Source organism: Pelagerythrobacter marinus, assembly GCF_009827515.1.
Taxonomy (GTDB): domain Bacteria; phylum Pseudomonadota; class Alphaproteobacteria; order Sphingomonadales; family Sphingomonadaceae; genus Pelagerythrobacter; species Pelagerythrobacter marinus.
The window spans coordinates 137,045-156,178 of the sequence record NZ_WTYO01000002.1 but is presented as its reverse complement, the minus strand read 5'-3'; the positions used below and the strand labels follow the sequence as shown (position 1 = coordinate 156,178).

At 69.1% G+C, this 19,134-nt stretch carries 21 protein-coding genes, 1 tRNA gene and 1 other RNA gene; 12 read left to right on the top strand and 11 right to left on the bottom strand.

Annotated features, from left to right (window positions below; all coding sequences use genetic code 11):
* Complete coding sequence (efp, locus tag GRI72_RS04620; protein ID WP_160732769.1) at window positions 1–564, bottom strand: elongation factor P; 564 nt, start codon at window positions 562–564, stop codon at window positions 1–3.
* Window positions 565–692: 128 nt separating this feature from the next.
* Between efp and GRI72_RS04615 the strand changes: the two genes are divergently transcribed.
* On the top strand, window positions 693–1,139 hold the full coding sequence (locus tag GRI72_RS04615; protein WP_160732768.1) for an elongation factor P: 447 nt from the start codon (window positions 693–695) through the stop codon (window positions 1,137–1,139).
* On the opposite strand, the gene GRI72_RS04610 is transcribed toward GRI72_RS04615, so the two are convergent.
* Together GRI72_RS04610 and thiE are read right to left on the bottom strand one after the other, a co-directional pair.
* Complete coding sequence (locus GRI72_RS04610; RefSeq protein WP_160732767.1) at window positions 1,105–1,803, bottom strand: M23 family metallopeptidase; 699 nt, start codon at window positions 1,801–1,803, stop codon at window positions 1,105–1,107. The genes GRI72_RS04615 and GRI72_RS04610 overlap by 35 nt on opposite strands.
* Window positions 1,804–1,870: 67 nt before the next feature.
* Window positions 1,871–2,512 carry a thiamine phosphate synthase gene (gene thiE, locus GRI72_RS04605; RefSeq protein ID WP_160732766.1) on the bottom strand — a complete coding sequence of 214 codons (642 nt, stop codon included), beginning with the start codon at window positions 2,510–2,512 and terminating at the stop codon, window positions 1,871–1,873.
* 79 nt (window positions 2,513–2,591) lie between these two features.
* Here thiE and GRI72_RS04600 point away from each other — a divergent pair, with 79 nt between their 5' ends.
* On the top strand, window positions 2,592–3,002 hold the full coding sequence (locus GRI72_RS04600) for a hypothetical protein (RefSeq protein WP_160732765.1): 411 nt from the start codon (window positions 2,592–2,594) through the stop codon (window positions 3,000–3,002).
* A 10-nt stretch (window positions 3,003–3,012) separates the two neighbouring features.
* Here the strand turns inward: GRI72_RS04600 and GRI72_RS04595 are convergent, their stop codons facing one another.
* From GRI72_RS04595 to tkt, 5 genes are all read right to left on the bottom strand, one after another.
* Window positions 3,013–3,915, bottom strand: a complete 903-nt coding sequence (locus tag GRI72_RS04595) for a fructose bisphosphate aldolase (protein WP_419880234.1) — start codon at window positions 3,913–3,915, stop codon at window positions 3,013–3,015.
* Between the two features lie 85 nt (window positions 3,916–4,000).
* A complete protein-coding gene (locus GRI72_RS04590; RefSeq protein ID WP_160732764.1) occupies window positions 4,001–4,462 on the bottom strand; it encodes a PaaI family thioesterase in 462 nt (153 codons plus the stop codon).
* A gap of 19 nt (window positions 4,463–4,481) precedes the next feature.
* On the bottom strand, window positions 4,482–5,681 hold the full coding sequence (locus GRI72_RS04585) for a phosphoglycerate kinase (protein WP_160732763.1): 1,200 nt from the start codon (window positions 5,679–5,681) through the stop codon (window positions 4,482–4,484).
* Between the two features lie 157 nt (window positions 5,682–5,838).
* Entirely contained in the window at window positions 5,839–6,846 is a 1,008-nt protein-coding gene (gene gap, locus GRI72_RS04580) for a type I glyceraldehyde-3-phosphate dehydrogenase (protein WP_160732762.1), read from the bottom strand.
* A 14-nt stretch (window positions 6,847–6,860) separates the two neighbouring features.
* Window positions 6,861–8,846: a transketolase gene (tkt, locus tag GRI72_RS04575; RefSeq protein WP_160732761.1), complete on the bottom strand. Its 1,986-nt coding sequence runs from the start codon at window positions 8,844–8,846 to the stop codon at window positions 6,861–6,863.
* Between the two features lie 213 nt (window positions 8,847–9,059).
* On the opposite strand from tkt, the gene GRI72_RS04570 reads away from it, so the two are divergent.
* The 5 genes from GRI72_RS04570 (at window position 9,060) to GRI72_RS04550 (ending at window position 10,778) form a co-directional block, all read left to right on the top strand.
* On the top strand, window positions 9,060–9,314 hold the full coding sequence (locus GRI72_RS04570) for a hypothetical protein (protein ID WP_160732760.1): 255 nt from the start codon (window positions 9,060–9,062) through the stop codon (window positions 9,312–9,314).
* Window positions 9,311–9,784, top strand: coding sequence for a cell division protein ZapA (locus tag GRI72_RS04565; protein ID WP_160732759.1), 474 nt, complete (start codon window positions 9,311–9,313; stop codon window positions 9,782–9,784). The genes GRI72_RS04570 and GRI72_RS04565 overlap by 4 nt, the downstream gene beginning before the upstream one ends.
* 10 nt (window positions 9,785–9,794) lie before the next feature.
* Window positions 9,795–9,965: non-coding RNA, 6S RNA (gene ssrS / locus GRI72_RS04560), on the top strand.
* Window positions 9,966–9,993: 28 nt separating this feature from the next.
* Complete coding sequence (locus GRI72_RS04555; RefSeq protein WP_160732758.1) at window positions 9,994–10,563, top strand: 5-formyltetrahydrofolate cyclo-ligase; 570 nt, start codon at window positions 9,994–9,996, stop codon at window positions 10,561–10,563.
* Window positions 10,563–10,778 (top strand): DUF2842 domain-containing protein, encoded by a 216-nt coding sequence (locus GRI72_RS04550; RefSeq protein ID WP_160732757.1) that lies wholly within the window; start codon window positions 10,563–10,565, stop codon window positions 10,776–10,778. The genes GRI72_RS04555 and GRI72_RS04550 overlap by 1 nt, the downstream gene beginning before the upstream one ends.
* Window positions 10,779–10,912: 134 nt before the next feature.
* On the opposite strand, the gene GRI72_RS04545 is transcribed toward GRI72_RS04550, so the two are convergent.
* Window positions 10,913–10,989: transfer RNA gene (locus GRI72_RS04545), tRNA-Asp, on the bottom strand.
* A 250-nt stretch (window positions 10,990–11,239) separates the two neighbouring features.
* A complete protein-coding gene (locus tag GRI72_RS04540) occupies window positions 11,240–11,635 on the bottom strand; it encodes an EVE domain-containing protein (RefSeq protein ID WP_160732756.1) in 396 nt (131 codons plus the stop codon).
* Between the two features lie 205 nt (window positions 11,636–11,840).
* Between GRI72_RS04540 and GRI72_RS04535 the strand changes: the two genes are divergently transcribed.
* Genes GRI72_RS04535 through GRI72_RS04515 form a run of 5 tightly spaced genes read left to right on the top strand, consistent with a single transcriptional unit; the run spans window position 11,841 to window position 17,091 of the window.
* Window positions 11,841–13,496 carry a putative bifunctional diguanylate cyclase/phosphodiesterase gene (locus GRI72_RS04535; protein WP_160732755.1) on the top strand — a complete coding sequence of 552 codons (1,656 nt, stop codon included), beginning with the start codon at window positions 11,841–11,843 and terminating at the stop codon, window positions 13,494–13,496.
* A gap of 52 nt (window positions 13,497–13,548) precedes the next feature.
* Window positions 13,549–14,358, top strand: coding sequence for a diaminopimelate epimerase (gene dapF, locus GRI72_RS04530; protein ID WP_160732754.1), 810 nt, complete (start codon window positions 13,549–13,551; stop codon window positions 14,356–14,358).
* Window positions 14,355–15,533, top strand: a complete 1,179-nt coding sequence (locus GRI72_RS04525) for a MiaB/RimO family radical SAM methylthiotransferase (protein WP_160732753.1) — start codon at window positions 14,355–14,357, stop codon at window positions 15,531–15,533. The genes dapF and GRI72_RS04525 overlap by 4 nt, the downstream gene beginning before the upstream one ends.
* The gene (ftsY, locus tag GRI72_RS04520; protein ID WP_160732752.1) at window positions 15,530–16,453 is read left to right on the top strand and encodes a signal recognition particle-docking protein FtsY; all 924 of its coding nucleotides are present in this window, start codon (window positions 15,530–15,532) and stop codon (window positions 16,451–16,453) included. Before GRI72_RS04525 ends, ftsY begins: the two co-directional genes overlap by 4 nt.
* Entirely contained in the window at window positions 16,453–17,091 is a 639-nt protein-coding gene (locus GRI72_RS04515; RefSeq protein WP_160732751.1) for an inner membrane-spanning protein YciB, read from the top strand. Before ftsY ends, GRI72_RS04515 begins: the two co-directional genes overlap by 1 nt.
* A 64-nt stretch (window positions 17,092–17,155) precedes the next feature.
* Here GRI72_RS04515 and GRI72_RS04510 read toward each other — a convergent pair whose 3' ends face one another.
* A complete protein-coding gene (locus tag GRI72_RS04510; protein WP_160732750.1) occupies window positions 17,156–19,093 on the bottom strand; it encodes a potassium transporter Kup in 1,938 nt (645 codons plus the stop codon).
* Window positions 19,094–19,134: the final 41 nt, after the last annotated feature.

The window sequence follows — 19,134 nt, the reverse complement described above, 5'->3', positions numbered from 1 at the left end:
TCAGCCCGCCTTGCCCACGTAAGTGCGTTCGTAGACGTCGACCACGATGCGCGTCCCGCTCTCGATATGGGGCGGCACCATCACGCGCACGCCGTTGTCGAGCACCGCGGGCTTGTAGCTGGAGGAAGCGGTCTGCCCCTTCACCACCGCGTCCGCTTCGACGATCGTCGCCTCGACCTGTTCGGGCAGCGCGACCGAGATCGGCTTCTCCTCCCACAGCTCCAGCGTCACCTGCATACCGTCCTGCAGGAAGGCCTTGGCCTCGCCCAGCAGGTCCGACGGCAGGTGGATCTGTTCGTAGTTTTCCTGGTCCATGAAGACCAGCATGTCGCCGTCTTCGTAGAGGTACTGGAATTCCTTGGTGTCGAGCCGGACGCGCTCGACCGTGTCGGCGCTGCGGAAGCGGACGTTCGTCTTGCGGCCATCCTGCAGGTTCTTCATCTCGACCTGCATGTAGGCACCGCCCTTGCCGGGCTGCGTGTGCTGGATCTTGGCGACTTTCCAGATGCCGCCTTCGTATTCGAGGATGTTGCCGGGACGGATGTCCACGCCGCTGATTTTCATGGTTCAAGGAGCCTTCGTCTGATGGGCGGAGCAGCCCGCCCGCAATCGCGCGCCGCGCCTTAACCCAGCGGCCCTGTTCGGGCAAGGTCGCTGGCGCGGGGGCGGCGCGAATGCTAAGGGGCGCGCCGATGCCCCGTTCCTCCGCCATTTCCCGCGCCCCGCGCGCGGTCGTCGCCGGCCTGGCGATCGCCGCCGGCGCGCTTGCCGTCGGGCCGGGCGCCGCCGCGCCGGGGGGCAAGCTCGGCACGCTGCCGCACGGCATCTACCGCTGCGCCACGCCCGGCGACGCGGCGGGCCAGCCCTGGCGCCCGATCGCGGGGGACGCGTTCGCGATCAACACCGCCTCCACCTACCGCGCGCAGGGCGACACCGGGACGTACCTGCTCACCGGCGACAGCGTGGTCTTCACGCGCGGGCCGTTGAAGGGGCGGCGCTTCGTGCGCACCGGCACCGGGACCCTGCGCGAACTGGGCGCCAACGGCGTGCCGGGGCGCGTGCGCTGCGTGCGCGGGGGGGGTCGGCCGGCCCTGAAACCCCGCGCTAGCGCGCGCCGGTCAGCAGCGGATAGGGATTGATCGCATTGGCCGGCTCCCACCACTCGGCATCGGCGGTGGTCCGCAGCATCGCGAAATGCAGGTGCGGCGTCTCGCCCGAGGCGCTGCCCGTGCTGCCGACCGCGCCCAGCCGCTGGCCGCGCCGGATGCGCTGCCCCTCGGTCAGGCCGGGCGCATATTGCTGGAGATGGGCGTAGTAGTAGATCGTCTCCCCGTCGGTGGAGCGGACGTAGATCGTGTTGCCCCCGGCCTCGGAGCGGAACAGCTTCTCGATCGTGCCCGGCGCGGCCGCGACCACGCTGGTGCCTTCCGGGGCCATGATGTCGATCGCCTCGTGCAGCCCTGCGCCCTCGTCGCGGCTGTCGGTAAACGTGTCGCTCAGGTCGCGCGCGCGCACGTTGAGCACGGGAATGATCAGGTCGCGCGTCGACGTGCCGGGCGTCGCCGCCGGGGCCGGTTCCAGCGGCGCGGCGCGCAAGGCGCCGCCGGCCGGGCCCGCCAGATCGTCGGTCGCGACCGGTGTCGGGCTGGGGCTCGGCGCGGCCTCGGCCGGCCGGGTCGTCTCGCGCTGCCCCTCGCTGTCGGCGAGTTCGATCAGGCTGCCCCCCGCGACGATCCACACGGCGGACGTCAGCGTGGCGGTGACCACCACGGTGAGGGTGCGATCGAGGAAGTCGAGGGCCATAGCCACTTGGAATAGCACGCTTTCGGCGCGGCAGCCATAGACCTGACACACCCCGCCCGCGGGCCGATCAGTCCCCGCCGGCCGCCGCGATCGCGCGGTGGAAGTCGCCGACGGCCGCGCCCGGATCCGCCGCGCCCCAGACCGCGTGGCTCACGGCGAGGAAATCGGCCCCTGCGGCGACCAGCGGGGCGCAGTTGCCCGGCGTGATGCCGCCGATCGCGACGCAGGGGATCTCGAACAGCGATTGCCACCAGGCCAGCAGTTCCGGCCCGGGCCGGTGCTCGCTCGCCTTTGTCTCGCTGGGGAAGAAGCTGCCGAAGGCGACGTAGTCGGCCCCGGCCTCCCCCGCCTCCATCGCCAGGTGCTTCGACGCATGGCACGTCACCCCGATCTGCGCCTCGCGCCCCAGCGCCTCGCGCGCCTCGCGCGGGGAGCCGTCGGCCTGCCCCAGGTGCACGCCGTCGGCGCCAAGGCGCCTGGCCAGCGGAACCGAATCGTTGACGATGAAGGCGCATTCGCGCGCGGCGCAGATCTCCTGCAAGGGCGCGGCGAGGCGCGCGGCCTCGTGCTGGTCGATGCCTTTCACGCGCAGCTGGAACGCGGCCACCGGGCCGCCGGCGAGCGCGGTTTCGAGCCGGGCCGGAAAATCGCCCCCCACGTCGAGGGGGGAGATCAGATAGAGCTGCGTGGGCGGGTTGGTTGCTGTCATGAGGCGGCTAGGTAATGGCCCGGCACGGATTCGTCACGCGTTCAGGCACCCGAAAGGGCGGCTGCGCGTTATGGCCGGCATGGCTGCCGCAATCTCGCCCTTCGCCGCCGCACCGCTCGCCCTCGTCGCCTTGGCGCTGGGCGGGTGCGTGCTCGTGCCCGATGCGCCGAACGTCGAAGGCACCCCCGCGCCCGAAGGGCACGGCGTGCCGATCGACCGGCCGGTGCGCGTCGGCGACCTCGTCGTCACGCCCAGGGCCGTGGTCGAGGACAGCCGCTGTCCCGAAACCGCGCGCTGCGTCTGGCCGGGGCGGCTGATCGTGCGGACGCGGATCGACGGGGCGGGCTGGCGCGACACGGCCGACCTGACGCTGGGGCAGACATACGGCACGCACGGGCGCGTCATCGCGCTCGTTTCCGCGACCCCCGGGCGCCAGGCCGAAAGCGAGATCGAAACCCGCGCGTACCGCTTCGTCTACGCGGCGCGCTAGCCCGCGCGGATCAGGCCATGCTGGCGGCGTGGATCCGGTCGATCGCCGCGCCCAGCGTCGCGTCGAATTCCTCGTCGCTCTGCGTCGCGCGCAGATCCTGCAGCAGGCCGCGGCTGAAGCTGGCGATCATGCCCGGGTTCTGCGCCAGCTTCTCGCACGCCTCGTCGGTCGAATAGCCGCCCGACAGCGCGACGACGCGCAGGACGCGCGGATGATCGACGAGCCCGGAGTAGAGCCCCGCCTCGGCCGGGATCGAGAGCTTGAGCATGACCTTCTGGTCCGCCGGCAGGGCGTCGAGACCCTCCTCGATCGCTTCGAGCAGGATCTTTTCGCCCTCGGCACGGTCTTCGGCCTTGATGTCGTATTCGGGCTCGATGATCGGGACCAGCCCGGCGGCGAGAATGCGCGCGCCCTCGGCGAACTGCTGGCGCACGATCGCCTTGATCCCCGCCGGTTCGTTGCGCTTGATGACCGAACGCATCTTGGTGCCGAAGATCCCCTTGGCCTTCGCGCGTTCGAGCAGGCTTTCGAGGTCGGGCATCGGCTTCATCATCTGGACGCCGTTCGCTTCGTCCTCCAGCCCCTTGTCGACCTTGAGGAAAGGCACGATCCCGCGTTCCTTCAGCCGGTCGGGCACCGGCTTGCCGCCGCTTTCGCCGTCCATCGTCTTCTCGAACAGGATCGCGCCCAGCACTTTGCCGCAGCCGAAGCACGGGCTTTCGACGATCCGGCTGCGCATGGCGTGGATCCGGGCAAACATCTCGTCCTCGTTCGACCAGGAATCGTCGGAAACCCCGTATCCGCGCAGCGCCTTCGGCGTGGAGCCGCCGGACTGGTCCAGCGCGGCGATAAAGCCCTGCCCGTTGGCAATGCGGTCGGTCATTTCCTGGTGGTTCATCGACAGTGTCCTCATGTCCGGTGCATACGAATGCGTCGGGCGGGCTTTAGCCAGCCCGCCGGGCCGCCGCAACCGCGCGCGGACCGGCGGCCGGCCGGCGTCAGTCGCGCCGCCCCGAAACCTTGCGAATAATGCCGTTGAGCCGCAGGACCGGCTGGCCGTCGGCCGTGACCAGCCCCTGGACGAAGACGGTCTTTCCCCCCGCCCGCACGACTTCGCCGCGCGCTTCGATCAGCTGGCCCACGCGCGCGGGATCGAGGAAATCGGCCCCGAGATGCAGCGTGACCCCGTGGCTGCCGCCCATCGCCTTGCGCGCGATGGTGAAGATCGCCGAATCGGCGAATGTCATCAGGCAGCCGCCGTGCATGAAGCCCGCGCCGTTCATGTGCCGCCGCTCGGCGCGGAAGGCGGTGACCATCGTCCCGTCTTCCAGCTCCTTCTCGTAGAACGGGCCGGTCCGCTCCTCGAAAGGATCGCCCTGCCAGCGCCACCACCCGGCCCACTCGCCTTCGGTCACCTCGACCAGGCCGTTATCGTCGCCGACAACCGGTGCTTCGCTCATCGCGTCTATCCCCGCCGGCTCAGCGCGCCAGGGCCGCCACGCCGGGCAGTTCCTTGCCTTCCATCCATTCGAGGAAGGCACCGCCGGCGGTCGAAACGTAGCTGAAGCCATCGGCGACGCCGGCGTGGTTCAGCGCCGCGACCGTGTCGCCGCCCCCGGCGACCGAGGTCAGCGAGCCGTCCTGCGTCAGCGCCGCAGCGGTCTTCGCCAGGGCGACGGTGGCGGTGTCGAACGGCTCGGTCTCGAACGCGCCCAGCGGGCCGTTCCACACCAGCGTGCGGCAGGTCTTGAGCACGTCGGCCAGGGCCTCGGTCGCCTGCGGGCCGATGTCGAGGATCATCTCGTCCGACCCCACCTCGTGCACGTTGCAGGTGCGCAGCGAAGGCGGGTTGGCGGCGAACTCGGTCGCCACGACCACGTCGTAGGGCAGGTGGATCGTGCAGCCGGCATGGTCGGCCTTGTCCATGATCGCATTGGCGGTGGCGGTCAGGTCGTGCTCGCACAGCGACTTGCCGACATCGACGCCCCGCGCGGCGAGGAAGGTGTTGGCCATCCCCCCGCCGATGATCAGGTGCTGGACCCGCCCGACGAGGTTTTCCAGCACGTCGAGCTTGGTCGAGACTTTCGCCCCGCCAACGACCGCGGCCACCGGGGTTGCCGGGTTGCCGAGCGCCTTGTCGAGCGCGGTCAGTTCCTTTTCCATCGCCCGCCCGGCAAAGGCGGGCAGCAGGTGCGCCAGCCCCTCGGTCGAGGCATGGGCGCGGTGCGCGGCGGAAAAGGCGTCGTTGACGTAGAAATCGCCGAGCGTCGCGATCGCGCGGGCGAAATCGGGATCGTTGGCCTCTTCCCCCGGCCAGAAGCGAACGTTGTCGAGCAGGCCGATGTCGCCGTTGCGCAGGATCGACAGCGACTGTTCGACCACCGGGCCGGCGACTTCGGAAATGAACATGATCTCGCGGCCCAGCACCCGCTCGACGTCACCCTGGACGAAGCTCGTGCTCAGGGTCGAGTGGCGTTCCCCCTTCGGACGGCCGAAATGGGCGAGCAGAAGGACTTTCGCGCCCGCGTCCGCCAGTTCGAGGATCGTCGGCATGCTGGCTTCCACCCGCGTCACGTCGGTCGCGGAGCCATCCTTCATCGGCAGGTTGAGATCGACCCGCACCAGCGCGACCTTGCCGGTCACGTCTCCCAGGTCGTCGAGCGTCTTGAATTCGGGCATTCGGCGAACTCCGGTCCTTGCCCCCGGTTGCGGACAGGGGCTCGCGCACGGCGGCGCGGGGTGGAAGGGCACTGGTGAAACGTTGCGGGCGGCGGCGGGTGCCCTTCCGCCGGCCGCCGGCCGGCCCCTCCCCCGCGATCGGGGGAGGGATCGTGCCTTACAGCAGGCCCGCCATGACACCGGCGGTGTCGATCATGCGGTTGGAAAAGCCCCACTCGTTGTCGTACCAGCTGACCACGCGCGCCAGCTTGCCTTCCATGACCGAAGTCTCGAGGCTGTCGACGGTCGAGCTGGCGGGGTAGTGGTTGAAGTCGCTCGAGACCAGCGGCTGGTCGGTATAGTCGAGCACGCCCTTCATCGCCCCGTCGGCCGCGGCCTTGAGCGCGGCGTTCAGCTCCTCCGCGCTGGTGTCGCGGCCCGGCGTGAACACCAGATCGACGAGGCTGACGTTCGGCGTCGGCACGCGGACAGAAGACCCGTCGAGCTTGCCCTTCAGCTCGGGCAGGACCAGGCCGACCGCGCGCGCGGCGCCGGTCGTCGTCGGGATCATGTTCTGCGCGCCGGCGCGGGCGCGGCGCAGGTCCTTGTGGATCTGGTCCAGCATCCGCTGGTCGTTGGTGTAGCTGTGGATCGTGGTCATGAAACCACGCTCGATCCCCACCGCGTCGTTCAGCACCTTGGCCACCGGGGCCAGGCAGTTGGTGGTGCAGCTGGCGTTGGAAACGATGTCGTCGTCGGCGGTCAGCGTGTCCTGGTTGACGCCGAACACGATCGTCTTCGACACGCCGCTGGCCGGGGCGGAGATCAATACGCGCTTGGCGCCCGCCTCGATATGGGGGCGGCTGGCCTCGTCCGACTGGAAGAAGCCGGTGCATTCCAGGACGATGTCGATCCCGTTCTCGCGGTGCGGCAGCTTGCCCGGCTCGCGCTCGGCCGTGACGTGGATCCGCTTGCCGTTGACGACCAGGTCGTTGCCCTCGGTCTCCACCGTGCCGGGGAAGCGGCCGTGCGTGCTGTCGAAACCGAACAGCAGGGCGTTGGACGCGGTGTCGGCCAGGTCGTTGATCGAGACAAGTTCGAGATCGTGGTCGTCACGCTCCAGGATGGCCCGCGCGACGAGGCGCCCGATACGTCCGAATCCGTTGATCGCAACCTTGGTCGCCATATGACAAGCTCCTGCTAGCGGCCCAGGCGGGCCTTGATTTGGGGGACAATGGCTTCTGCGGTGAAGCCGAACTTTTCGAACAGGTCGGCCGCGGGGGCCGAGGCGCCGAACCGGTCGAGCCCGATCTGCAGCCCGTCGGTCCCGGTATAGCGTTCCCAGCCCAGCGTCGATCCGGCCTCGATCGAGACTTTCAGCGCATCGGCGGGGAGGAGATCGCTGCGATAGCTCTCGTCCTGCTCGGCGAAGAGCTCCATGCACGGCATCGAGACGACGTCGGCGCCGATCCCTTCCGCCTCCAGCGCATCGGCAGTGGCGCAGGCGACCTGGACTTCCGAACCGGTCGCGACCAGCACGACCTTGCGCCCGGCCTGCGCCGCGCGCAGGCGGTAGGCGCCGCGCGCGCTGAGCATCCCTTCGCCCGAATTCTCGGCGTTGCGCAGCTGCGGCAGGCCCTGGCGGGTGAGCGCGAGGACCGAAGGCGTTTCCTTCGCCTGGAGCGCGAGCTTCCAGCACTCGGCCGTCTCGATCACGTCTGCCGGGCGGAAGACGTTGAGGTTCGGGATCAGCCGCAGGCTCATCAGCTGTTCCACCGGCTGGTGGGTCGGCCCGTCTTCGCCCAGCCCGATCGAATCGTGGGTGAAGACATAGATCGCGCGCGTCTGCTGCAGCGCCGACAGGCGCACCGCGTTGCGGCAATAGTCGCTGAAGATCAGGAACGTCCCGCCATAAGGGATCACCCCGCCGTGCAGCGCCATGCCGTTCATCGCCGCGGCCATGCCGAATTCGCGAATGCCGTAATAGAGATAGCGCCCGCCGTAATCGTCGGCGGTCAGCGGCTGCATGGCCTTGGTCTTGGTGTTGTTCGATCCCGTGAGGTCCGCCGATCCGCCGATCATTTCCGGCACAAGCGGGGTCAGGACTTCCAGCGTCATCTCCGACGCCTTGCGGGTCGCGACGGTCAGGTCCTGCGCGAGCCATTCGGTGAAGGCCTGCCCGGCCTTGTCGCCTTCGGGCAGGTCGCCGGCCATGCGCCGCACGAATTCCGCCTTGCAGTCGGACGCCTCAAGCCGGGCGTTCCATTCGTTGCGCGCGGCCGCGCCGCGTTCGCCGGTGGCGCGCCAGTCTTCGAGGATGTCGTCCGGCACCTCGAACGGGGCGGCGGCCCAGCCCATGGCCTCGCGCGCGGCGGCCACTTCCTCGGGCCCGAGCGGCGCGCCGTGGACCGCGCTGGTGCCTTCCTTGTTCGGCGCACCCTTGCCGATCACCGTGCGGCAGGCGACGAGCGAGGGCCGCTCGTCGGCCAGCGCCTCGTCGATCGCGCGCTCGATATCTTCCGGGTCGTGCCCGTCGCAGGTCACCGTGTGCCAGCCGGTCGCGGCATAGCGGGCGCGGATGTCCTCGCTGGTGGACAGGTCGGTCGAGCCGTCGATGGTGATCGCGTTATCGTCCCACAGCACGATCATCCGGCCCAGCTTCAGGTGGCCGGCAATACCGATCGCCTCGTGGTTGATGCCTTCCATCAGGCACCCGTCGCCGGCGACCACCCAGGTGCGGTGATCGACCAGGTCGTTGCCGAATTCGGCATTCAGGTGCCGTTCGGCGATCGCCATGCCGACCGCCATGGCCAGCCCCTGGCCGAGCGGCCCGGTCGTGCATTCGACGCCGTCGAGCAGGAAGTTTTCCGGGTGGCCGGCGCAGGGGCTGCCCAGCTGCCGGAACTTGGAAATGTCTTCCATCGTCGGCTTGGCATAGCCCGACAGGTGCAGCAGCGAATAGAGCAGCATCGATCCGTGCCCCGCGCTCAGCACGAAGCGGTCGCGGTCGGCCCAGTCGGGCGCGGCGGGATCGAAGCGCAGGTATTTCGACCACAGCACGGCGGCGACGTCGGCCATGCCCATCGGCATTCCCGGGTGCCCCGACTTGGCTGCCTGCACCGCGTCCATGGACAGGGCGCGGATGGCATTGGCCATCGGCGCGAGGCGGGTCGGGTCGAGGCTCATGCGGGGTGGGCTCCTGCGGGCAAGTATTGTCGGTCTGCGCCCGTGACGATTCGGGCGCGAAACCCTTTGCGGACGCGGGGGCGCAGGTCAACAGCGGCCCGGCCGGCACACACCGGGCCGGCCGCGCCCGCAGCCCGGCCCGCAGACGCGGCGAGTTATCAACAGGCAGCGACAAGGCTTTGCGCGGTCACGCATTTGCGATATTTTGGTCTTATGGCCGACCCGCGGATCGAAAGCGCCGTGCAGCGAATTGAAGCCGCCCTGGCGCGGATCGCCGCCGTGGCCGAAGACGGGCCTTTGTCCAGTTCCGAACCGGCCTGTTCCGAACCGGCCAGTTCCGAGCCGGCCAGTTCCGAACCGGCCGATCCCGAAGGCATCGATCTCGCCGCGCGCCACGAACGGCTGACCGGTGCGGCGACGCGCGCGCTGGCGGAGCTCGATTCGATCATCGGGGCACTCGAACGATGAGCGAGGTGACGCTCACGATCGGCGGGCGCGACTACGCGGTGTCGTGCGCCGACGGGGAAGAAGCGCACGTCGCTCGCCTGGGCGCGGCAATTGACCGGAAATTTCAACAACTTGGCAGGAATGTCTCGACCAAGGACGCGCAGAACATGCTGTTCGCCGCGCTCCTGCTGGCCGACGAACTCCACGAAGCGCGCAAGGAGGGTGAGGCGCTTCGTTCGCAGGTGGAAGAAGCGGGGGCCGAGCGCGAGACCCTCGCCGCGCAAGTCGCCGAGGCCCGGCGCGCGGTCGAGGCGGCGCGGGTCGAGGCGGCGCGGGTCGAGGCTGCGGGGACCCAGCCGGCCGCGGCCCCACCGGCAGACGCCGCGCCCACCCTGTTCGACGACCCGGAGCTGGGCCCGGCCCTCGAACGTTTCGCCGACCTGCTCGAAACATGCGCCGACAAGCTTGAGGGCAAGGGGCCGAGCACCTAGATAGACCTCGGCGGGACTGCCCGGCACGAGCCGTTTGAATATCCCTGAGGCTATAAGCAATCCAACGGGAGCTGTCCCTGCCCTGGTTCACTGGTTCGTCCGGGGGGCCGGGGCATACGGCGCCCACCTGACGTTTAGGCGTCAGAGGATTTCCCGGAAAACGACCCATGGTGGTTCCGCCACCCCATTTCCCCGTTATGAGGCGAGGCATGACGAAGGCCGAACTCAGAAAGGCGCTGCGCGCCGCCCGGCGCGACCATGTCGCGGCCCTGCCCGAACAGGTCCGCGCGCTGGTGTTCCACCGGCCGCCCGCGCCCCTGCTGGACATGATCGCCGACCACGCCGTGATCGGCCTCTACCACGCCCGCGAGGCGGAAGCGCCGGCAGCATCATACGCCCGTTTCTTCGCCGAACGCGGGCACCGGATCGCCCTGCCCCGTTTCGGCGGCGAGACGGCGGCGATGGAATTCGCGCTGCATGGCGACCCTTTCGGCGAAAGCGACCTCGTCACCGGGCCGTTCGGCCTGCAGCAACCGGAAGAAGGCGCCGGGATCGTCGAACCGGATGTGCTGTTCATGCCGCTGGTGGGCTTTACCGCGCAGGGCCAGCGCCTCGGCCAGGGCGGCGGCCATTACGACCGCTGGCTCGCCTCGCGGCCCGCGACTGTGCGCATCGGCCTGGCGTGGGATGCCCAGTTGGTCGAAGAGCTGCCGGTCGAGCCGCACGATATGGCCTTGAACGCGATCGTCACGCCGACCCGCCTCTACGGGCCGTTCTGATGCGCGACCAACCGAGCTGGCGCCTCCCGGTCGGCATTCTCGCGCTCCTGGCCGGGCTGACCGTCTATGGCCTGCTGATCGCGCGCTACGTCCCCGACCTGATCGGCCACTGGCCGGCCTGGGGGCAGGGGCCCGTCTACCTGGCGCTGGGTGTCGCCTGGCTCCTGCCGCTGCGCCGCTTTCTCATCTGGATGGAAACCGGGCGCTGGGGATAGCGCCGGCGGGCATCGTCGCCTGACCGCGCCGGCGGGCATCGCCCCCTGACCACGACGTGCGTCGGCGCGCGCGCGGGTCCGCGCGCCAGGGCGGCGGCGGTTGCGAGCGTCGATGTGCAAGAGAAAATCCCAAGTGGCGCGAGTGACGGGACTCGAACCCGCGACCTCCGGCGTGACAGGCCGGCGCTCTAACCAACTGAGCTACACCCGCGCATTCTCGGGCGGTGCGCCGCTTGGGAGCCGCGCCACTAGGGCAGGCCGCGGGGGCTGTCAATGCACTTGCGCGCGCCTTTTTCACAAGCGCGAAAAATGCCCTCGACAGCGCCCCCGAACCGCCGCCTGTGGCGACGCGGACGGCCCCGGCAGGAACGCGATCGTCCGCCCGGGGGAGGTCGCCGGTGCGCCCGGCGCACCCCGAATCGCAGCCCCGGCGGCGTGGCCGCGATTCGCCTGCGCCAGGCCTATTGCGCGCCGGCCATGACCAGGATCTTCGCCCATTCGTCGGGCCGGACCTCGGAAACCGACAGGCGCGACAGCCGCACCAGTTCCATCTCCTCCAGCGCGGGTTCGGCCTTCACTTCCTTCAGCGTCACCGGGCGCGGCAGCTTCTCGACCGGCTTGACCTTCACCGCCGCCCACTTGCCTTCCGGGTCGGTCGGGTCGGTAATGCCGGCCACGCTGATCTCGACGATGCCGACGATCTCCAGCCCGATGTTCGAATGGTAGAAGAAGGCCTTGTCGCCCACTTCCATCGCGGCGAGGTTGTTCTTGGCCCGGTGGTTGCGCACCCCGTCCCAGGTGCCCTCCCCCTCGGCCAGGAGATCGTCCCAGCTATAGACGTCGGGTTCGGATTTCATCAGCCAATAACGCGGCACCTCGTGCGCTCCTGTCCTTGTTTCGTGAAAGCAGTCGGCCTGCGGCGATAGCGGACCGGCCCTGTCGAGGCCAGCCGGCCGCCGCGTGGCGCCGCCCCGGCGTGGTTAACCGATATTTCAGCCCCTGCGGCCATAAGCCATCGGCAGGAACAACGAGGGGCTGGAGCGGCCGGGTGCCGCTGACACTATGGCGGCACGAGAGAACAACCGGCAGAACAGCCCGCGGGCGGAACGCGATCTGATAGCGATCGGCATCGCCGCGGCGGCCATCATCATGTTCGTCGGCACCGGCGGATCGGTCTTTCCCCAGGCGCTGCGCTCGTGGCTCGGATCGGGCGAGGCGCCCGACGTGCTGCTGGTCAACGCCCTGCTGCTCAACATCGCGCTGATCATCTTCGGCTGGCGCCGCTACAACGAGCTGATGGCCGAGATCCGCCAGCGCCGGGCGGCGGAGGAGAAAGCCCGCCAGCTGGCCCAGACCGACCCGCTGACCGGATGCCTCAACCGCCGCAGCCTGCCCCCGGCGACCGACGCGCTTGTCGCGCGGCACCATTCGGACGACCAGGCCGTCGCCTTCACGATGATCGACCTCGACAATTTCAAGCGGATCAACGACGTCAACGGGCACCTCGCCGGCGACGAGGTCCTGCGCGAGACCGCCCGCCGGATCGTCGCCCTGGCCCCGGCCGAGGCGCTGGTCGCGCGGCTGGGCGGGGACGAATTCGCCTGCGTCGTGCCTTACGACGCGGCGCAGCCCGAGCGGCTCGACCGGCTGGTGCAGCGCATGATCGAGACGATCGCGGAGCCGATCGCGGTTTCGGAGCACGAAGTGGAGGCGACCGTTTCGGTGGGGATAGCGACCACCCGCGCCGGCCACCCCGACGCCGCGGAGGCGCTGGACGGGCAGGAGCTGATGCACCGCGCCGACATCGCGATGTACAATGCCAAGAAATGCGGCAAGAACGGCTATTGCTGGTTCGAACCGCAGATGGAAAACGAGCTGCAGTTCCGCAACGCGCTGGAAACCGGCATCCGCGAAGGCCTCGTGAACGGGGAATTCGTCCCCTATTACGAACAGCAGATCGACCTCGAGAACGGCGAGCTGACCGGTTTCGAGATGCTGGCCCGCTGGCACTCCCCCCGCCTCGGCGTGGTCGCGCCCGACGTGTTCATCCCGATCGCCGAGAGCATGGGCCTGATCGCCGAGCTTTCCGAACAGCTGATCGAACAGGCGCTGGAAGACGCGAAGGAATGGGACGCGGACCTGACCCTGTCGGTCAACATCTCCCCGCTCCAGTTCAACGACCCCTGGTTCCCGCAGCGGCTGCTGAAGCTGCTGGTCAAGGCGAACTTCCCGCCCCAGCGGTTCGAGATCGAGATTACCGAGAGCTGCCTGCACGACAATGTCGCGCTGGTGCGTTCGATGATCGTCAGCCTCCGCAACCAGGGCATCAAAGTCAACCTCGACGATTTCGGCACCGGCTATTCCAGCTTCGCCCAGCTGCGTTCGCTGCCGTTCGACCGGATCAAGATCGATCGCAGTTTCGTGTCGGCGATCGGCCGCGAAGGCGGGGCCTCGCAGATCGTCAACGCCATCGTCTCGCTCGGCCAGGGGCTGGGAATGCCGATCACGGCCGAGGGGATCGAGGACGACGAGACGCTCGACAACCTGCGCGCGCTGGGCCAGCTCAAGGGCCAGGGCTATATCTACGGCCGGCCCGAGACGATCGAGCAGGTGCGCGAGCGCCTGGAAGGCCTCGGCCGCCTGGCCCGGCCGGCCGAGCCGGTCGATGGCGCGGGCGCCGCCGAACTGGCCAGGGAGGCCGCGCGCAAGAAGGCCTGACCGGGCCCATGGCACTGGACGCGCCCTCGCGCGACGCATAGATGCGCGGGAAATGCGCGTACCGTTCATCAAGATGCATGGCCTGGGCAACGATTTCGTCGTGCTCGACGCGCGGCGCGATACCCTGCCGGCGATGACGGGCGCGCTGGCCGCGCGCATCGCGGACCGGCGCACCGGGATCGGCTGCGACCAGCTCATCCTGCTCGAACCTTCCGATTCCGCCGATTTCCGGATGCGGATCGTCAACGCCGACGGCAGCGAAGTCGGCGCCTGCGGCAATGCGACCCGCGCGGTCGTCCTGCTCCACGGCGCCCCGGCACGGATCGAGACCGACGGGGGCCTGCTCGCGGCCGAGCCGCGCGATGGCGGGGCCACGGTGGACATGGGCCGGCCCCGGTTCGGCTGGGACGAGATCCCCCTCGCCTACGCGATGGACACCCTGTCGATGCCGGTCGGCTGGGACGGGCTGAAAACGCCCGCCGCGGTGAACGTGGGCAACCCCCACGCGGTCTTCTTCGTCCCCGATTGCGACGCGGTGGCGCTGGAATCGCTTGGCCCCCGGATCGAGAACGACCCGCTGTTCCCCGAGCGGGTCAACGTCAACGTCGCCACGGTCGAATCGCGCAGCCGCATTCGCCTGCGGGTGTGGGAACGCGGCGCGGGGCTGACGCGGGCCTGCGGCACCGGCGCCTGCGCCACCGCGGTCGCGGCGATGCGCCGGGGGCTGGCCGACCGCGCGGTCGAGGTGGTCCTGCCCGGCGGCCCGCTGGATATCCGCTGGGGCGAAGACGGCCGCATCGCGATGACCGGGCCGGCGCGCGAGGCCTATCGCGGCACGTTCGAATGGGACGATTTCGCATGACGGGCGGCGCGCAGGTCATCTCGCTCGGTTGCCGGCTGAACATTGCCGAGAGCGAGCGCATCCGCGCCATGCTGTCGGGCGAGCGCGACGTCGTGGTGGTCAACAGCTGCGCCGTCACGGCAGAGGCGGTCCGCACGACCCGCCAGGCGATCCGGCGCGCCCGGCGCGAGCGGCCCGACGCCCGGCTGCTGGTGACCGGCTGCGCCGCCGATGTCGAGCGCGACCAGCTTTCCGCCATGCCCGAGGTGGACGGGCTGGTGGCGAACCGCAGCAAGCTGGACCCGCGGGCCTGGAACGCGCCCGAACGCACCGAACCGGTGCCTGCGCGCCGCACGCGCGCCTTCGTCGCCGTCCAGAACGGCTGCGACCATGCCTGCACGTTCTGCATCATCCCGCAGGGCCGCGGGCCGAGCCGCTCGCTCACCGTGCCCCAGGTCCTGCGCGAGGTGGAACGCCACGTCGAACAGGGCGCGCCCGAAGTGGTCCTGACCGGGGTGGACGTCACGTCGTGGGGCCACGACCTGCCCGACCGGCCGCCGCTGGGCCGGCTCGTGGCGGCGATCCTCGAGGCTTTTCCCGAGCTGCCGCGCCTGCGCATGTCCTCGCTCGACGGGGTCGAAATCGACGCGGAGCTGTTCGACCTCTTCGCCGGCGAGCCGCGGTTGATGCCGCACCTGCACCTCTCGCTCCAGCACGGGAACGACCTGATCCTCAAGCGCATGAAACGCCGCCACTTGCGCGCCGACGCACTGGCCCTGGTCTGCCGGCTGAAGCGCGCGCGGCCCGAGATCGCGATCGGGGCGGACCTGATCGCCGGCTTCCCGACCGAGACGCAGGCCGCGCACGAAGACAACCTGTCGATCGTGCGCGAGCTGGAGATCGTGCACGGCCACGTCTTCCCCTATTCGCCCCGCCCCGGCACCCCGGCCGCGCGAATGCCGCAAGTTGCGCGCGAGACCGTGAAGCAGCGCGCGGCGCAGTTGCGCGCACAAGTCGCCGCGGTGCGCGATGCCTGGCTGGACCGGCTGGTCGGCACCGAACAGGTCGTCCTGGCCGAGAGCGACGGCACCGGCCACGCCGCCAATTTCGCGCGCCATGCCCTGCCCGCCGGAACGGCCGGCGGCGAGATCGTAACCCTGACACCCCGGCATCACGAGAAAGGCCTGCTCCTATGAGCGAGACGAGCTGGAGCGAGCGGCTCTTCGCGGGTTTCCGCAAGACATCCGACCGCCTTTCCACCAACTTGACCGGCGCGGTCGGCACGGCCCGGCTCGACGATGCGACGCTCGACGACGTCGAGGACGCGCTGATCCTGTCGGACCTCGGCCCCTCGGCCGCGGCGCGCATCCGCGCCCGCCTGGCGGACAAGCGTTTCGGGCTGGAGATTTCCGAGCGCGAACTGAAGGAAGCCGTGGCGGAGGAGATCGCCGCCATCCTGCGCCCCGTGGCGCGGCCGCTGGAAGTCGTGGCCTTTCCGCGCCCGCAGGTGATCCTGGTGATCGGCGTCAACGGCAGCGGCAAGACGACCACGATCGCCAAGCTGGCGCACTGGTTCCAGGAAGACGATTACGAGGTCATGCTGGCCGCCGGCGACACTTTCCGCGCCGCCGCGATCGGCCAGCTGGCCACCTGGGCCGAGCGGATCGACGCGCCGATCGTGCGCGGACCGGAAGGCGGCGATCCGGCATCGGTCGTGTTCGACGGGGTCAAGGCGGCAACCGATCGGGGGACCGACGCCCTGATCGTCGACACCGCCGGCCGCCTGCAGAACAAGCGCGAGCTGATGGACGAGCTGAGCAAGATCCGCCGCGTGCTCGGCCGCCTCAACCCCGAGGCGCCGCACGACGTCGTCCTGGTGCTCGATGCGACCAACGGCCAGAACGCGCTGAGCCAGATCGACGTGTTCAAGGAAGTTGCCGGCGTCACCGGCCTGATCATGACCAAGCTCGACGGGACGGCCCGCGGCGGCGTGCTGGTCGCGGCGGCCGAACAATATGGCCTGCCGATCCACGCGATCGGCGTGGGCGAGAAGATATCCGACCTGAGGCCGTTCGATCCCGACCTGGTCGCGCGGGTCATTGCAGGAGTGGCCTGATGGGCGAACAGAAACAGAAATCCGGCTGGCTCAACATCCTGGTCGATTACGGCCCGCTGCTGGTGTTCCTCGGCGTCTACAAGTTCAATGCCCCCGCCGAATCGAGCGCGCTGGGCGAAATCGCGGCGGTGATCCGCGGCACGATCGCCTTCATGGTCGCGGCGGTCGTGGCGCTCGCGTTCTCGAAATGGAAATTCGGTCGCGTCTCGCCGATGCTCTGGCTCTCGACCGCGCTGATCGTCGGCTTCGGCGCGCTCACCATCTGGCTGCGCGATGAAAGCTTCATCCAGATCAAGCCGACGGTGATCTACCTGCTGTTCGGAACCGCGCTGCTCATCGGCTGGCTGCGGGGCAAGGCCCTGCTCGAAATCCTGCTCGGCGCCGCGTTCGAGGGGCTCGACGCGCAGGGCTGGCTCAAGCTGTCGCGCAACTGGGCGTTCTTCTTCTTCGCTCTTGCCGGCCTCAACGAAGTGCTGCGCGCCAGCCTGTCGTTCGAATCCTGGCTCTGGGCCAAGCTCTGGGTGTTCCTGCCGCTGACGTTCCTGTTCACCTTCACCCAGATCCCGATGCTGCTGCGCCACGGGCTGGCGGCCGAGGGGGTGAAGGAAGAGGAACGGACCCCGCCGCCGACCGCCTGACCGGGGCCATCGCCGGGCTGCGCCGCAACGGCCGCCCCCGGGGATCGGATCTCGTCCCCGGCGATCAGATCTCGACCTGGCTGCCCAGTTCAACCACGCGGTTGGTCGGCAGGCGGAAGAACTCCATCGCCGTCGCCGCGTTGCGCAGCATCCACGAGAAGATCTTTTCGCGCCAGATCATCATGCTCGGGTTCTTCGACGGCAGCAGCGTCTGCCGGCTGAGGAAGAAGCTGGTGTTCATCATGTCGAAGGCGCCGCCGCAGCCGTTCACCTGCTTCAGCGCGGCCGGCACGTCGGTTTCCTCCATGAAGCCGTAATGCAGCACCATGCGGTAGAACCCGTCGCCCAGGTCGTGAAACTCGATCCGGCGTTCCGGATCGACGTAGGGTTCCTCGGCGATCTCGACCGTCAGGATCACGACCCGTTCGTGCAGGACCCGGTTGTGCTTGATGTTGTGCAGCAGGGCCGATGGCACGCCCGCCGTGCTCGACGCCATGAAGATCGCCGTGCCCGGCACGCGGATGGCGCTGTTCTTGGCCGACTTGGCGAAGATCTCGATCGGCAGGGCGACTTCGCTCATCCGCTCGCGCATCAGCTTGCGCCCGCGCGACCAGGTGGTGAGGAAGGTGAAGGCGATTGCGCCGACCAGCAGCGGGAACCACCCGCCATCGGGCACTTTCGTCAGGTTCGCCCCGAAGAACGCCCCGTCGAACACGAAGAAAAGCGCGGCGGCGGGGATCACGATCCACATCTTCCACCGCCAGACCGCGATGAACAGGACCGCCATCAGGCAGGTATCGATCAGCATCGCTCCGGTCACCGCGATGCCGTAGGCGCTGGCGAGGTTCGACGAGTTGCGGAACGTCAGCACCAGCAGGATGACGGCGATCATCAGCACCCAGTTAACGAAGGGGATGTAGATCTGGCCGTGCTCGGTCTCGCTCGTGTGCAGGATCGACAGGCGCGGGACGTAGCCGAGCTGGATCGCCTGGTGCGTGACCGAGAAGGCCCCGGTGATGACCGCCTGGCTGGCAATGAAGGTCGCGCATGTCGCCAGCAGGACGAGCGGAAGGCGATAGGCGTCGGGCGCCATCAGGAAGAACGGGTTGCGGATCGCGTCGGCCGCCGCGGCCGCTTCCAGCCCCATGATCATCGCCGCCTGCCCGAAATAGTTGAGCAGGAGGCACGGCATGACGAACCCGAACCACCCGATCCGCAGCGCGCCGCGGCCGAAATGGCCCATGTCGGCATAGAGCGCCTCCGCCCCCGTCACCGCCAGCACGACCGAACCGAGCGCCAGGAAGGCCAGGAGCTTGTCGGTCAGGAAGAACTGGACCGCGTACCACGGGTTGAGCGCGGCCAGCACGCCCGGGTTCTGGACGATCTGGATCAGGCCGAGGATTGCGAGCACGCTGAAATAGACCAGCATGACCGGTGCGAAGAGCCGCCCGACCTTGGCCGTGCCGCGCCGTTGCAGCAGGAACAGCCCGATCAGAAGGACCAGCGCGATCGGCACGACGAAAGGTTCGAAGCTGTCTTCCACCGTCGTCAGCCCTTCCACCGCGGAAAGGACCGAGATGGCCGGCGTGATCATGCTGTCGCCGTAGAACAGCGCGGTCGCGAAGACCCCCAGCATGACGGCGACCCAGCCATAGCCGGTTCGCCCCACCCGGCCGGAAATCAGCGCGACGAGGGCCAGGGTGCCGCCCTGCCCCTTGTTGTCGGCCCGCATCATGATCGTGACGTACTGGATCGAGACGATGATCGTCATCGACCAGAAGATCAGGCTGAGCACGCCGAGAAGATGGAGCGTGTCGAGCGCCAGCGGGTGCGGACCGACGAAAGTTTCGCGAAAGGCGTAGATCGGGCTGGTGCCGATATCGCCGAAGACGACGCCGATCGCGCCAACGGCCAGCGCGGCCTTGGACGAGGATGCGCCGTGGGCGCCCGCCTGCCTGCCGCCCGAAGGCACAGGATCCTGTGAAACGGAAGTCTCGCTCATAAAATCGGCGTTCCCGAATCTACCCGGTGCTGCCTTCGACG

Coding starts and splice junctions, on each gene's coding strand:
- GRI72_RS04550 (WP_160732757.1), top strand. CDS start 10,563: ATGCGCGACCAACCGAGCTGGCGCCTCCCGGTCGGCATTCTCGCGCTC.
- dapF (WP_160732754.1), top strand. CDS start 13,549: ATGCGCGTACCGTTCATCAAGATGCATGGCCTGGGCAACGATTTCGTC.
- GRI72_RS04600 (WP_160732765.1), top strand. CDS start 2,592: ATGGCTGCCGCAATCTCGCCCTTCGCCGCCGCACCGCTCGCCCTCGTC.
- tkt (WP_160732761.1), bottom strand. CDS start 8,846: ATGAGCCTCGACCCGACCCGCCTCGCGCCGATGGCCAATGCCATCCGC.
- GRI72_RS04610 (WP_160732767.1), bottom strand. CDS start 1,803: ATGGCCCTCGACTTCCTCGATCGCACCCTCACCGTGGTGGTCACCGCC.
- thiE (WP_160732766.1), bottom strand. CDS start 2,512: ATGACAGCAACCAACCCGCCCACGCAGCTCTATCTGATCTCCCCCCTC.
- GRI72_RS04540 (WP_160732756.1), bottom strand. CDS start 11,635: ATGAAATCCGAACCCGACGTCTATAGCTGGGACGATCTCCTGGCCGAG.
- GRI72_RS04590 (WP_160732764.1), bottom strand. CDS start 4,462: ATGAGCGAAGCACCGGTTGTCGGCGACGATAACGGCCTGGTCGAGGTG.
- GRI72_RS04595 (WP_419880234.1), bottom strand. CDS start 3,915: ATGAGGACACTGTCGATGAACCACCAGGAAATGACCGACCGCATTGCC.
- efp (WP_160732769.1), bottom strand. CDS start 564: ATGAAAATCAGCGGCGTGGACATCCGTCCCGGCAACATCCTCGAATAC.
- ftsY (WP_160732752.1), top strand. CDS start 15,530: ATGAGCGAGACGAGCTGGAGCGAGCGGCTCTTCGCGGGTTTCCGCAAG.
- GRI72_RS04510 (WP_160732750.1), bottom strand. CDS start 19,093: ATGAGCGAGACTTCCGTTTCACAGGATCCTGTGCCTTCGGGCGGCAGG.
- GRI72_RS04585 (WP_160732763.1), bottom strand. CDS start 5,681: ATGCCCGAATTCAAGACGCTCGACGACCTGGGAGACGTGACCGGCAAG.
- GRI72_RS04615 (WP_160732768.1), top strand. CDS start 693: ATGCCCCGTTCCTCCGCCATTTCCCGCGCCCCGCGCGCGGTCGTCGCC.
- GRI72_RS04565 (WP_160732759.1), top strand. CDS start 9,311: ATGAGCGAGGTGACGCTCACGATCGGCGGGCGCGACTACGCGGTGTCG.
- GRI72_RS04525 (WP_160732753.1), top strand. CDS start 14,355: ATGACGGGCGGCGCGCAGGTCATCTCGCTCGGTTGCCGGCTGAACATT.
- GRI72_RS04535 (WP_160732755.1), top strand. CDS start 11,841: ATGGCGGCACGAGAGAACAACCGGCAGAACAGCCCGCGGGCGGAACGC.
- GRI72_RS04555 (WP_160732758.1), top strand. CDS start 9,994: ATGACGAAGGCCGAACTCAGAAAGGCGCTGCGCGCCGCCCGGCGCGAC.
- gap (WP_160732762.1), bottom strand. CDS start 6,846: ATGGCGACCAAGGTTGCGATCAACGGATTCGGACGTATCGGGCGCCTC.
- GRI72_RS04570 (WP_160732760.1), top strand. CDS start 9,060: ATGGCCGACCCGCGGATCGAAAGCGCCGTGCAGCGAATTGAAGCCGCC.
- GRI72_RS04515 (WP_160732751.1), top strand. CDS start 16,453: ATGGGCGAACAGAAACAGAAATCCGGCTGGCTCAACATCCTGGTCGAT.